Origin of the sequence: Pseudomonas sp. NBRC 111143 (genome assembly GCF_001320965.1) — a bacterium.
GTDB lineage: Bacteria > Pseudomonadota > Gammaproteobacteria > Pseudomonadales > Pseudomonadaceae > Aquipseudomonas > Aquipseudomonas machongensis.
On record NZ_BCBT01000064.1, the window covers coordinates 1 to 12,424 of the forward strand.

Below are 12,424 nucleotides of genomic sequence, written 5' to 3' on the forward strand. Positions count from 1 at the left end.
GGCCGCGTTGCCTAATGCTGTGACGACTGCAAGAGTAGTAACTCAGTATGAGCAATTGCTGCTTGTGTGAAAGCCGGCCCATTGGCCGGCATTCACACTTCTGAAAAAGCGAAATGGTCCAGATAGAAGGCACTAGGAAAGGTGAGGAGGTCTACTAGGCTTAACAGCCAGACTCACATAAATGTGGTCGAAGGTAGTTTCCTGAACTTACTGCCAAGGTGCGCATCATGACTATAACCATGATCGAAAAAGTCCTGTATACCGCAAAAGTCCACACCACTGGGGGGCGGGACGGCGCGTCCGTCAGCTCTGACAAACGCTTGGATGTAAAGCACTCTTCTCCGGGTGGTCCAGGTCTCGGCACTAACCCTGAGCAACTATTTGCTGCCGGCTGGTCAGCATGTTTTATTGGTGCCATCGGTGTCGTAGCCAGCAGAATGAAAGTCTCCGTCCCGAAAGACGTTGCTGTCGACGCCGAAGTAGATCTAGGTACGGCGGGCAACGATTACTTCATTCAAGCACGCCTAAGTGTCAGCTTGCCTGGGATGGACCGCGAGACGGCTCAAGCTGTGGTGGATGCAGCACACCAAGCCTGTCCTTACTCAAAGGCAACGCGGGGCAACATCCACGCAGAGGTCAAGCTTGTTTGACCGGCCCCGACTCTTAGTGCTATTCGCTGGTCACTAGGATCCACAGCAGAACTTGGCAGAGGCGTTGAAAAGTCAAACCATATAGGTTTGGATAGTCATCACAACCCGACTATTGCGACGCCTAGCCATCAATAGAAGATTGTTCAATAACGATTAAAGTGGACTCACACTGCATCTGTGCTCGCCCAGCGCAGCTAACTGCTCAGACCACCAATTTCCACAGCCCTACTCCGGCTTTAGATCCTACCTGGTGGTATAACTACGGCTCAGCATTCCACGCTTCATCCTCCAATCAGGCCGCACTGGCATACCCGCGAGCCTCAGCGGCAGCACGGGTTATCAGCAGTATGTTGTTGGTTGGTATCTACGAATCTAGATCGCCAAGTTTCTGATGCAGCTACTCACCGATAGTCCAGGGGTGTGCTCTTGAAAATCGGCTCACTACTCAGAACCCGAATACCATCCGGACCGCTATCTAGCAGTCGACGCTCACTATCAGCAACTAATAGTTCAAGGCCGTACCCAGCGGCAGAAAGGCAGCGCGCGACTTCCTGCATGGCATCCTGCGCCCCAGGGACTGCGGATTCGAAATGCCCCAATAGCCTGTCGTTGTTACGAATTATGAGTCGATACCTATTCATTATGATCTCTAAATTGTTCATGTTGCTCTGATCGGCAATCCAGCAGGCTGTTTTGAAATGGGCAGCCTGTTTTCTGAAGGCTTTTGAATGGTCGTAGCTGGAGTTTTTTAGCCAGCTCTTCATCACACATCGGGCAGCACCGTTGAGTCGCGGCTGCGCCTCACGCGCCTGCTCGCAGACTTTCTCGATCAATCAAGATGTGCGCAGCCTAGGTTCAGAATGCGCAGTAACTTCCCGCCAGTTCGATACGGCCGAAACTAGCATTGGGGTCGAGCGGCGTGATGGCCAGTAGTTGGTCGAGACGCACCTCGAGCTGGCTGTCATCGTTCTGCAGCACGAGAAACTCTTCCTTGCTCGGAGCCGTGCGCGTAGTCAGCGCCCTGGCTGCGAAGCTCTGTCCGTCGATCATTTCGATCTGCAGGCTGTAACGGTGCATACAGGCGATCTCCAGGTAGTCGTGCAGGTCGCAGTTCAGGGGCTGGTACGCGTTCATGGTGGGTCTCCTAGCAGCCTTGCAGCGGGATGATGTAGTAGCCCTGTCCGGTGACGGCAGCGGCGATTTCGGGGTGAGCCGGTTCGCTGTGGCAGAACTGGCAGCGGCTCTGTTCGATGTCAGCATCCTGCACGCCGCGCTCGGCCATCCAGTCGCGGGCGTACTGGGTGGCGCGAGCCTGGTCGGTGCCTTCGATCAGCACGTCGAAGTGTAGGTAGCGGCCATCGCGGGTGCGCACATGGGTATCGAATACATTCACTTTCATTACTTTTCCTCCTTCCAGGTAGCCGGCAGCGATAGGTCGCCGGAAGCCACATCCCACACGCTGCTGACGCAGAGCAGCGGGTTATGCAGATCGGCATTGACCTGCAGCGCGGTGGTTACCCCGTCATAGTTGAAGCTGGTCGGGAAGCCGACGGCTGACAGCGGAACGCGAATCTGCGCGGCATCGTTCTTCACGCTGAGGTCATAGCCGGGCGAGTCGATATAAATCGGCGCGCCGGGCCAGGTGGCCGGTAGTTTTGGCTTGGCACCTTCAGGGATGTCGCGCACCTTGAGCCCGCTGGGGCCGCAGCTGGCCTCTTTGCTCAGTACGACCCAGTGCGAATGCCACAGGCCGCCATCGTTGGCCTTGTTGCCGTCGCGGTTTTCATCGAGTTGCGGCGTGTCGTCGAAATCCGGGTGCGAAGTCAGGGCCAGGGCGAGGATGCCCGAGTCGTCCGCGAAGCCGACCGCGCCGCTGTTCAGGCTGGTGGGCCAGACGTAGCTATAGACCTCGGCACCGGCAAAGCTGCCCTTGGCTGTGGGCGTGCGGCTACCGGCTTTGCCATCGACCAGTTGTTCGAACACCAAGTCGCTGCCGTCTTTGAATACGCGGGTGTGCACTAGGTCGAAGGCAGCGTCGACCTGAGCGCTTTTCTCGCTGTGGATACCCCCCGGGCCATGGGCCCAGGCGGAGCTGGCGAGCAGTGCACTGAGCGCGAATGCGAGAGGAGTTTTCATGCTCGGCTCCTTACTTCAGGTCGTCTATGGAGGCGCCGAAGTTCAGGTGCAGCACCTGGTCTTCGTAAACAAACGCAGGAACCGACTTGACCCCAGCCAGCTCGGCTTCGGTGACGCGCTGTGGTTGTTCGCCAAGGTGGACCACCTCGACCTTCAGCGTTGGGTCCAGCAGGTTGAGCAGGGTCTGTTCGGCCGAAATACAGACAGGGCAGCCGGCGTGATAGAAGCGTGCGTTGGTCATTTCAAGTCTCCTGAAGTTAATTTGGTATCGATTCGATACGTTGATAAAGACTACGCTCGATCTTGCCTTTGTCAATATGGTTTTTAATCGATACTATGCGTCGACAGGAGTGATTTATGACCGGCACAACCCTTTTCGATCTGCTTGAACGACTCTCCAGCCTCAGCCGTATCTGGTTCCGCCAGCACCCGCTGTTGGCCGAGTTGCAGCCCATCCAGTTGAGCGCGTTGATGTACCTGGCGCGCTGCAACCACTACTCCAATACGCCACTGGGGGTGACCGACTACCTGGGCTTGACCAAGGGCACGGTGTCGCAGTCGCTCAAGGCGTTGGAGGCCAAGGAGTTGATCGTTAAAACCCAGGATGCGCACGATAAGCGCAGCGTTCACCTGCAGCTGACCGATGCCGCCCGAGAGCTGCTGCAAGCATTGCTGCCGCCGGCTTTTCTCGCCGAGGGTGAGGCACGCATGGGAGAGCGCGGCGCACAGCTGCAAGCGCTGCTGGGTGAGCTGCTCTGCGAGGTGCAGCGCAGCGCGGATGTGCCGAGCTTCGGTCTGTGCCGTACCTGCCGCTTTCATCAGCAGGTCGGTGATCTGCCGTTCTGCGGCTTGACCCAGGAGCCCCTGGCGCTCAGCGATGCGGCGCTGATCTGTCGTGAACATCAAGCCTCCGAGGTTGCCGTATGAGCCTGCCCGGTATTCGTCTCGACGCGCTGCTTACCGGTCGCGCGCAGCCGTTTACCCGGCCTGGCTCGCACAGCGCCATCGACAAACAGCCGCAACACGGCCCATTGGCAGTGACCACGCTCGGCTTGGGCGGTGACGAGCAGGGCGATCTGCGCGTACACGGCGGGGTGGAGAAAGCCATTCATCATTATCCGTATGAGCATTACGCCGCCTGGGCCGCCGAGCTAGGAGCGCATCCACTGCTGGCGCAGCCGGGGGCCTTTGGCGAGAACTTCAGCAGCAGCGGCTGGACGGAGCATGACGTTTGCCTGGGCGACCGCATTCGCGCGGGCACTGCTCTGCTGGAGGTGTCGCAGGGGCGTATGCCGTGTTGGAAACTCAGCGACCGCTTCGGCGTGGCCGAACTGGCCCTGCGTGTTCAGCAGTCGGGGCGTACCGGTTGGTACTACCGGGTGCTGGAAAATGGCGTGGTATGTGCCGGTGACCATCTGACCCTGGTAGAGCGTGACTTTGCAGCGTGGTCGCTAACCCGATTAGCTTGCGTGCTTTTCAACAAGGACGTGGAGGCTGATTTACTGCGCGAATGCCTTGCATTGCCACTGACGCCATCGTGGCGCTTGACTCTGGAGCGGCGCCTGGAAAAAGGCGTTGTTGAAAACTGGAGTCCTCGTCTGCGTGGGAGGGATGTGCCCGAATAATCCATGCAACCCGCGTGCGACTCCTCGCGGCTTTTAATGGTTACATTCGTTCTTCTGCGGCAGGGGGATATCTCATCGTAGAAAGGGGTTACTCACTAGATTTTAATAAATAGATAAGTTGGATGAGTTCCATATAGATTTACGTATTCAATGACTTGAGTTTAGTTTTCTGGAAAAAATTAATGAATTTGAATGCACAACCACTACCTACTTCAAATAATATTTCTGCGCTAGGTCGTCATTTTCAAAAAATCATTATGCCTCTGTGGCAAAGTAATGGATGGAATCCGACTTTACGCCTACCCTACGAGTCTCTCGGCAGTGTTAATGGCCTGCCTCTCCCGGCAACTTATTATAGAGCTATGGCCTGCGCACGGCAGTTATACATTTTTTCTCACGAAGGAACTTCTGGAAGTCCGATTGCTGCGCGGGCTGATGAGCTATTCGCCTCACTGCTGCTCTACTTCTCAGATAGTCAAGGCGGCTGGATTTATAGTGTAGACGCGGCAGGAAGGCCTTTCGATGAAACTCAAGACCTATATACTTATGCATTTATAATCTTTGCATGCGGCGAATACTACAAGAAAAGCGGAAACCAATCTGCCTTACAGGTAATGTTACAAACAATTGACCTCGTGGAGCAGTTATTTACCGACAGAAATGGCTTGTATGTTTCTGCTCTAGGGAAAGATTTTGTTGGTATTAACAGTAGAACAGTACAAAACCCCATCATGCACCTGACCGAAGCTTATTTATCGGCGTATCGTATTGATGGGGATTTCCGACACCAGCGGCGGCTTCAAGAGATAGGTGCAAATATTATCGATCGTTTCGTCGATAAAAGTAATGGATGCATCGCAGAATTGCCTCAGGGAGAGCCTGGCAATCACATAGAGCCGGGGCATCAATTCGAGTGGTTCTCGCTAGTTATTGGATGCCCTGAAGTCTTTGGTGGGTCTGAGCTAGAACTCGCGTTACATCGCGCTTTCTGCTTCGCACAGCTACATGGTGTGGATAGTTCTGCTCTCGGGGTTAAGGCTTCCATTTCAACTGACGGTAAAGTTTTGGATGCGAGTCAGCGCATCTGGGCACAAACCGAATTCGCGCGAGCACTCGCCGTCGAAGGTAGCCCGCAATCGATAATGACCCTCACACGTTGGGCAGAGTATTATCGTACTCGTTTTCTCCATACTGGAGGTTGGCACGAGCTACTCGATTCGTCTGGTAAGGCGCTGCGAATGGACATGCCCTCAAGTACGCCATATCACTTATTGAGCGCCTACGCAGCAATACAGGCACTATGAGAACTAGTGAAGCAATTCTATAGATAACTAAGCTTACTTTAAGCTTGCGAGATAATTGATTATTTCTTTGTAGCCCGAAATCAAAATAACTCTGAATCGGCTTTGGTTTAGTAGCGTCCTTACCGACTACTACGGGCGATGGCAGATTACAACGTCTGTTCATTTCTGGTTCAGGACGTATTGAGATCGTCACGCCGGCTCGAATATTTTTACACTGCGTTGGCCAAAAACGAGCTGGCTTGTGTCAGCCAGAGTGGACTCCTCTTTATGGATCTGAGGGGGCTCAACGGACGAAACCTAAAAAATATCGCTCATATGTAATTAACATTATTAATGTCGATCGAGACTAGCAGTTCCGTCTGAATTGCCTGGCCGTCGTCGGAGCGTCGATAAGCCCTGCGTTTACTTGGCATGAGCAACCCACTGGAAGCCACATAGTCATAGACATATTGGGCAGCCAAAATCCCTCCACTCACGTCAACGGAATAGTCATGTCGACGCAACAGGAAATCACCGCCGAAATAGAAATCCTGAGTCTCGCAATGAGTCGCGATGTCACTAGGAAATCGAACCCTCAAGCGGCGCCACAGTTCTACTCCCTCCTGCCACGGCTCAATCTCTTTGGTGGTGACACCAGGTAAGGAGAACAAAAACGGCATTGTCATGTAGGACCACAACGCATAGCCATTGAAGTAGGCGCGATGCAGTGGATCCCAGGGGGACGTTTCATTGTGCCCTTCAAACGAGGCTCTAGGATCAGGGCGCTCTGCGACAACTTTCCCCTCGACTGTCTCGATAGCAATGCGCCCAGGGGAATAAGCCGTACGCTGATTGGGCGCACCGAAAGGCATTACAGAGGCTCGCTGTTCATGTAACCAAACCAGCATCTGGCGCGACATGCTGTCTTGCCTCAAACCCTTCATTCCCCATAAAGCGCCCCCGCTTGTGATGCTCGCCTCCACTCGACTGAATTGGCTCCAGCGGTCAAGACCGCCATGCGCCTCCAGCACCCGATCAAGCAGTTCTGACTTCTGGCTCATCATCTTATTGCTCTCCCGCGGACGGTTATTTCATCAAGGACCGACATGATCTGAGCCGCCCTGTGGACGGACATCAGTATTCGTTGGCATTTCGGTGCCTCACTTTGAGGTTCGTGAACTGGCCTCGAAATGACGAGCGCAGCACAGTCACTAGCACGTGTGGCCTTTTTTGTTCAGTCGCGGCGATATCGCGGTGCCACCGACTGACGGGAAAGGTTGGGTATCAGTTTTTGTCGTGCTGCTTCATAGGCCTGCCAATCGGCGAGCTCGGGCAGGGATGGAATGGTGAACAGCTCGCCTTGATCGAAGCCGGCCAGCGCCGCATCGACCAAGTCCGCAGGCTGCATCACGATCTGGCTCGGCAGGGCCTCAACCGGAGTGCCGGCGACCGTCCAGAACTCAGTCGCGATAGCGCCAGGAACGACTGCCTGGATGCGAATACCCTTATCTTTCAATTCATGATGCAGGGACTGGCTGAGCGCCAGTACGAATGCCTTAGTACCGCCATAAACTCCATTCAAAATCTCGGGGGCGATACCCACAATCGACGCAATATTGATGATCGCCCCTTTTTGACGAGCGACAAAACCAGGTGCTGCGGCGTAGGACAGGCGAGTCAGAGCGGTCACGTTAAGTTCTATCATCCGTGTCATCGTATCGACATCGGATGCGAGCAGCGGCATGGTGGCCCCTACTCCCGCATTGTTGACCAGCAGGGTTATGCGCTCATCCTCGCGCAAGGTTTGCTCTACTCGTAAGAGATCGGATTTCTCTCCCAAGTCTGCAGACATCACACCGACATAGCGCCCAGTGTCCTTGGACAGGCGATCTGCTAGCTCTTGCAGACGCTCCTGAGAGCGCGCAACGAGAATAAGGTCATAGCCCCTGCGAGCTAAGCGGTCTGCATAAAGTGCACCGATACCAGATGATGCGCCGGTAATCAGAGCTGTTCCGAGAGAAGCTTGGTTGGTCATGGTTATTTCTCCTGAGGTGCGCCAGGGCGGCGCTTTTCAGAAGAATATCCAGCCTTGATAATGTCTCAAATGTCATATATACGTCTTTTTAAGACGCCGTTATGAAGGTGTCGACCCCGAGGTAGTTCAGATGCACCGCGCAGGCTTTATCATCTTCCCTGGCTTTCAGGTCATGAGCTTGGCAGTAGTATCGGCTTTCGAGATGGCCAACGTTGTCTTGGGCGAGCCGTTCTATGACATTACCCTGCTTTCGGAGCATGGCGGAGCCGTATGCTCATCTGCTGGTTTCAAGCTAGAAACCGAGCCTTTCGACGGCACGGCGTGGGATAGCCTTATCGTTGGTGCAGCAACGTTTATCCAGCCGGCCTCCCCCGGCTTGCTGGAATTTGTGCGCCGCGCCGCGCTCACTACGAGGCGAATTGCCGGTCCTTGCACCGGTGCCTTTACGTTGGCCGAGGCCGGTCTGCTCGATGGCCGCCAAGCCACTACCCATTGGTTCTTTGCCCGCGATTTGCAAAAGCGCTTCCCAGCAGTGCGACTGGAGGAGGACCGTATTTTCATCGTTGATGGCAACGTCTGGACATCCGCCGGCATGACCGCCGTGATCGACCTGGCGCTGGCGATGATCGAAAAGGATCTCGGACACGAGGTCGCCCAGGGTGTAGCCAAGAGCTTGGTTGTCTACCATCGTCGTACAGGCGGGCAATCCCAATTTTCGGCACTCTCAAAGTTAAGGCCGAAATCCGACCGCATCCAAAAGGCGTTGGATTACGCCAAGAAGAATCTGTGTAACCGGCTATCGGTGGAAGAACTTGCCGAAGCAGCCAGCCTTAGCGCTCGCCAATTCAGCCGAGCGTTTAGTGCTGAAACAGGGGTTGTACGCCGGAATCCCAGAAATTTCCGTCAGCCCAGCTCCAGTCCCGCCACGAGCGCATCCAGGTCGATGAACTTGCCGTCAGTCTGGAAGGTGTAATGCCCGTTCAGCAGGATGTGCCGCCAGGCCGCTGGCGACATCTGCGTGATCAACGCCAGCGCCTTGGCATTGCCAGCTGCCTCGTACTTCGTCAGCAGCAGGGACAGGATCGCCGAGTTGTAGAAGATGATCGCGTTGCCGATCAGCCTGGCGCACTGGTTGCTGATCTCGATTTCGATGTCGGTGCGGCCGGTCAATTCCTTCTTCCCACCGACTTGGGCGATGGTCGAGCGTAGCTGGTGATAGGACTCAATGCGGTTCTGCGAGCGGTGAACATTACGCTCCAGTTGCGGGTCGCGCAGGTAGCGCAGTGTGTAGATACTGCGGATGAGCTTGTCGAACTCGAAGATTGCGCGCCGCGTCGGGTTCGGCGCCGTATAGGTGCACAGCTTGCGGATCAGCGTGCCCTGCGTCATTTCCTTCAGGCCCAGTGTGGCGACGATTCGGTCGATGTTCGCCTTCTCACCGACGATGAGTTGCCGGTCGATCTGGCCAGCCGGCCGGATCAGGCATTTCTCGTACAATGCCAGATCATCGGCGCAATACAGCTCCTGCAACTGGTCGTCGAGGTCGGTGAAGCGCGGCTCGAAACGAAGTCCGAACCAGTGCAGGATGGCGAAGTTGGCCTTGTTGATGCTGTGCATGTCGCCGGTGATCGCGCTCGGCACGATGTCCGACGTGTTGCGATACCAGATGTCGAACACGTGGTGAGCCTCGTACTCGTGTGCGCCTATCAGGTAGCCGTTCAACGGCACGTGATTGCACAGCAGCGTGTAGGCGACGACGCCCTTGCCGCGGCCGAAATATTTGCGCGAGTAGCGCGCCTTCACAGTTGGTCGCTCGACGCCGAATTTCTGCCCATCAACGGCACCGTACAACGAATCGAGGTCGAACGAGTAATGCGGGAAGATCGGCAGTGCGGCGATGGCGTTGCTGATGCAATCGTTGGCCACATGTAGCGTCGCCTGGCGCAGGTACTGCTGGTAGGTACTCTCCAGGACGTGGTACGGGATGTCGCTGGTACGTGCCATAACCTGGTTGCCGTGGTTCATGGCTTGGGCAATGATCACCGCCATCAGACTGTCGGCGTCGGCTACCTTCTTCGCATAGCGTGGCTGCAATGGTGTCAGCGCCGACAGGAACTGGCACTGGCCGTTGACGAAGCGAAACACGTCGGCGACATCGCAGTATGGCAGTTGCTCGTAGAGAGCTTGCTCGCGCGCCTTCTGGTTCTCCCCCTTGGGCTTGCGCCAGGTCAGTCTCTGCGTGTCCTTGTCGTATTCCAGGTGCGTCAGCTTGCCCTGTTTCAGCTCGCGATTGAACGCCACCCATTGCGCACGCAACTCGGCCGCCAGTGCATCGAGCTGGGCACTGACCGGCTGCCGCAGGAAGGGGATGTCCATCTGCGCGAGCACGGCGGCTTTCTCGTCCATCGAAACCAACTCGTCGGACAAATGCCGGTGCTGCAAGCTGTCGTCAATGTAGAGCTCGCCCGCCTGGAAGCGTTTCCTGACCTGACGGTAAAGCCAGAATTCGTAACGATCGGCATGCAGGCCTGTCGGCGTGCCTTCGGCATCGAACATCAGCAGGTACGGACGCAAGCGTTTCGGCAGCGTTGCCGCCGGACATTCGTCGAGTGGCCGTTGTGATAGGCGCTGCTGCTTGGCGAACACGCTCTTGGCCCAAGTCAGCGCCGCGAGCCATGGGTTATCGGGGGCCGTGCCGGCGAAGTCGAGCGCGACGTACAGCGGCCGTAGATGGCGTCGAATGCGTTCGGCCAGGCCGTCCACCGCCTGCCAGTGCAGCGCCAGTTTGTTCAGTGGCTTGACGCTCATGCGCTGCGCCGTGTTTTGCAGCAATTCCCTGGACATGATTTTGTAGGCGCGTTGGCGCACCTCGCCGAACGGCGTCGGATCGGCCACGCTGTCGTCCACGTACAGCGACAGCAGGCGGCCAACCTGCGGCGTTTCCTGATGGCGTCGCAGCTGTTCGGCGACAAAGGACTGTTTCGCACCCGTGCGGCTCTCGTCCTCAAGTTTTTTCATGTGGAAGGCCATCGCGTCGACCAGGTTGTCGGTGAGCTGCCGGTAACGTACCCAGGCATAGCACAGCAGGTAGAGCCGGGTCTGCTCCGCCTTCAGGTGGCGCAGGTCATGGACGGTATAGAAGTTCGCCAGGCTCGCGTAGTACAGCAGGTTCTGCTGCGAGATGCCGAGCTTGGGCAGCAGCGCCTTGGCGATCCCGTGCAAGGACTTCAGCGTGGCGCGCTTCTCGCGCTCCCCTGCCATCTGACGCCAGCCGAAATCTTTAGCGTCCTGCTTGAGCGCTGCCAGTTGAGACAGGGTGTCGTCACGCACCAGGAGCTGGCCCAGCGCAGCTTTGGCCGATTCGTCCAACACTTCTGCCAGCAAGCCGCCCAAGCGCCTGCGTTCGGTGGACAGGGCTTCACTGACCAGCTCTTGTAAGGTGGTGTGGCCGGGCCGGATGATTTTGTGCTCGCTGAGCCAAACGATCAGTTCGGCGGCCACGAATCCTGGCATTACGTCGCGCCGCACGATCTGTTCAGCCTGCTGTGCCAGTTGCGGCAGGAAGCTAGCCGCCCACGACCGGTAGCCGAACAGTTCGGCGATCTGACCCCTCTGGCTGTAGTGCTCATGCTTGGTGATCGCCTTGCGTTCGAACGCTTCGCCGTGGAAATAGCGACTCAGCACGAAGGCGCAATCGTCCTCGACCTCATGCCAATCGAAGCGGAAGAAAGCATGCTTGGCCTTGAAGTAGCCGATCTGCAAGACGCAATAGACTTGGGCCTGCAGGCTAGGCCGGCTGCTGGCGAACGCCAGTTCAGATTCGGTCAACGCCAGGTATTCCAGCCGCTGAGCATCGTCGAAGTCCGGTAGGCCGTACAAGGCTTCCTGCTCTGCGTCAGAAAAGACGGTGAGTAGCTTATTCTTGTTGCTCATCGACCGTCCTTCCCGCACCACGCCAACCTGCTCGCGTCAATGTTTCGATCAACGTAGTGCGCTTGACATTGAAGTTGCGGCACACCGCCGCCTTAGACATGCCGCCATCGAGCGCGGCGACGATGGCGTCCAGCTTCTCACCAGTGATCGCCTGCGGCCGGCCGCCGATCCGGCCGCGTTTGCGTGCGGCGGCCAAGCCCGCGACGACGCGCTCCTGAATCAAGGCGCGCTCGTACTGCGCGAGCGCACCGAACACCTGGAACAGGAATTCGCCCGAGGGCGTCGTAGTGTCCAGGTTCTCTGTCAGCGAGCGGAACGCCACCCGCTTGTCCTTGAGCGAAGTCACAATGGCGAGCAGGTGCGACAGCGAGCGACCGAGCCGGTCGAGTTTCCACACCACCAGCACATCGCCGGCTCGAACGAACTCAAGCGCCCGCGCCAAGCCGGCACGGTCATCCTTCGCGCCAGAGGCACGATCCTCAAACAGGTGACGCGGATCGACGCCGGCGGCGAGCAGCGCGTCGCGCTGCAAGTCCGTGCTCTGGCGGTCGGAGTCCGACGACACGCGCATGTAGCCAACCAACATAGGCGGATAACCATCAAAAACAGGTTTCCGCATAATAGTGAATAGCGATAGAGTTTTCCGTACATTTTTGAGGGGGTGTTGCACAGGTAGCACAGCGGCGGCTGACAGCCTGTCGCAAAACAAATGTTTTACGACACCTCCTTGAGGTTGCCGCGTTTACATCATTACCTGAACAG

Annotated in this window: 15 protein-coding genes; 5 read left to right on the plus strand and 10 right to left on the minus strand. The window is 56.7% G+C overall.

All coding sequences use genetic code 11. From position 1 onward, the window contains the following. Positions 1 to 233: 233 nt before the first annotated feature. Complete coding sequence (locus tag APH44_RS25130) at positions 234 to 650, plus strand: organic hydroperoxide resistance protein (RefSeq protein ID WP_054895139.1); 417 nt, start codon at positions 234 to 236, stop codon at positions 648 to 650. 243 nt (positions 651 to 893) lie between these two features. On the opposite strand, the gene APH44_RS30780 is transcribed toward APH44_RS25130, so the two are convergent. From APH44_RS30780 to APH44_RS25155, 6 genes are all read right to left on the minus strand, one after another. Then, a complete protein-coding gene (locus APH44_RS30780) occupies positions 894 to 983 on the minus strand; it encodes a DUF4113 domain-containing protein (RefSeq protein WP_081095906.1) in 90 nt (29 codons plus the stop codon). Between the two features lie 68 nt (positions 984 to 1,051). Continuing rightward, entirely contained in the window at positions 1,052 to 1,483 is a 432-nt protein-coding gene (locus APH44_RS30485) for a hypothetical protein (protein ID WP_230960218.1), read from the minus strand. A gap of 22 nt (positions 1,484 to 1,505) precedes the next feature. Beyond that, positions 1,506 to 1,784 carry a Rho-binding antiterminator gene (locus APH44_RS25140; protein ID WP_054895126.1) on the minus strand — a complete coding sequence of 93 codons (279 nt, stop codon included), beginning with the start codon at positions 1,782 to 1,784 and terminating at the stop codon, positions 1,506 to 1,508. A gap of 10 nt (positions 1,785 to 1,794) precedes the next feature. Further along, complete coding sequence (locus APH44_RS25145; RefSeq protein ID WP_054895127.1) at positions 1,795 to 2,049, minus strand: DUF2024 family protein; 255 nt, start codon at positions 2,047 to 2,049, stop codon at positions 1,795 to 1,797. Beyond that, a complete protein-coding gene (locus APH44_RS25150; protein ID WP_054895128.1) occupies positions 2,049 to 2,786 on the minus strand; it encodes a hypothetical protein in 738 nt (245 codons plus the stop codon). The genes APH44_RS25145 and APH44_RS25150 overlap by 1 nt, the downstream gene beginning before the upstream one ends. 10 nt (positions 2,787 to 2,796) lie before the next feature. Continuing rightward, positions 2,797 to 3,027, minus strand: a complete 231-nt coding sequence (locus tag APH44_RS25155) for a hypothetical protein (protein ID WP_054895129.1) — start codon at positions 3,025 to 3,027, stop codon at positions 2,797 to 2,799. Between the two features lie 116 nt (positions 3,028 to 3,143). Here APH44_RS25155 and APH44_RS25160 point away from each other — a divergent pair, with 116 nt between their 5' ends. From APH44_RS25160 to APH44_RS29435, 3 genes are all read left to right on the plus strand, one after another. Further along, positions 3,144 to 3,713, plus strand: a complete 570-nt coding sequence (locus APH44_RS25160) for a MarR family winged helix-turn-helix transcriptional regulator (RefSeq protein ID WP_054895130.1) — start codon at positions 3,144 to 3,146, stop codon at positions 3,711 to 3,713. After that, complete coding sequence (locus APH44_RS25165; protein ID WP_054895131.1) at positions 3,710 to 4,411, plus strand: MOSC domain-containing protein; 702 nt, start codon at positions 3,710 to 3,712, stop codon at positions 4,409 to 4,411. The genes APH44_RS25160 and APH44_RS25165 overlap by 4 nt, the downstream gene beginning before the upstream one ends. Positions 4,412 to 4,593: 182 nt before the next feature. Further along, a complete protein-coding gene (locus tag APH44_RS29435; RefSeq protein ID WP_082430662.1) occupies positions 4,594 to 5,715 on the plus strand; it encodes an AGE family epimerase/isomerase in 1,122 nt (373 codons plus the stop codon). 311 nt (positions 5,716 to 6,026) lie between these two features. Here the strand turns inward: APH44_RS29435 and APH44_RS25170 are convergent, their stop codons facing one another. Further along, positions 6,027 to 6,758 (minus strand): hypothetical protein, encoded by a 732-nt coding sequence (locus tag APH44_RS25170; protein ID WP_054895132.1) that lies wholly within the window; start codon positions 6,756 to 6,758, stop codon positions 6,027 to 6,029. 170 nt (positions 6,759 to 6,928) lie between these two features. After that, the gene (locus tag APH44_RS25175) at positions 6,929 to 7,729 is read right to left on the minus strand and encodes an SDR family oxidoreductase (protein ID WP_054895133.1); all 801 of its coding nucleotides are present in this window, start codon (positions 7,727 to 7,729) and stop codon (positions 6,929 to 6,931) included. A gap of 130 nt (positions 7,730 to 7,859) precedes the next feature. On the opposite strand from APH44_RS25175, the gene APH44_RS25180 reads away from it, so the two are divergent. Then, complete coding sequence (locus APH44_RS25180; protein WP_054895134.1) at positions 7,860 to 8,702, plus strand: GlxA family transcriptional regulator; 843 nt, start codon at positions 7,860 to 7,862, stop codon at positions 8,700 to 8,702. Here APH44_RS25180 and APH44_RS25185 read toward each other — a convergent pair. After that, positions 8,633 to 11,662, minus strand: coding sequence for a Tn3 family transposase (locus APH44_RS25185; protein WP_010799689.1), 3,030 nt, complete (start codon positions 11,660 to 11,662; stop codon positions 8,633 to 8,635). The two genes, APH44_RS25180 and APH44_RS25185, sit on opposite strands and share 70 nt — an antisense overlap. Next, entirely contained in the window at positions 11,646 to 12,248 is a 603-nt protein-coding gene (locus tag APH44_RS25190) for a recombinase family protein (RefSeq protein WP_010465829.1), read from the minus strand. Before APH44_RS25190 ends, APH44_RS25185 begins: the two co-directional genes overlap by 17 nt. Between the last annotated feature and the right edge of the window lie 176 nt (positions 12,249 to 12,424).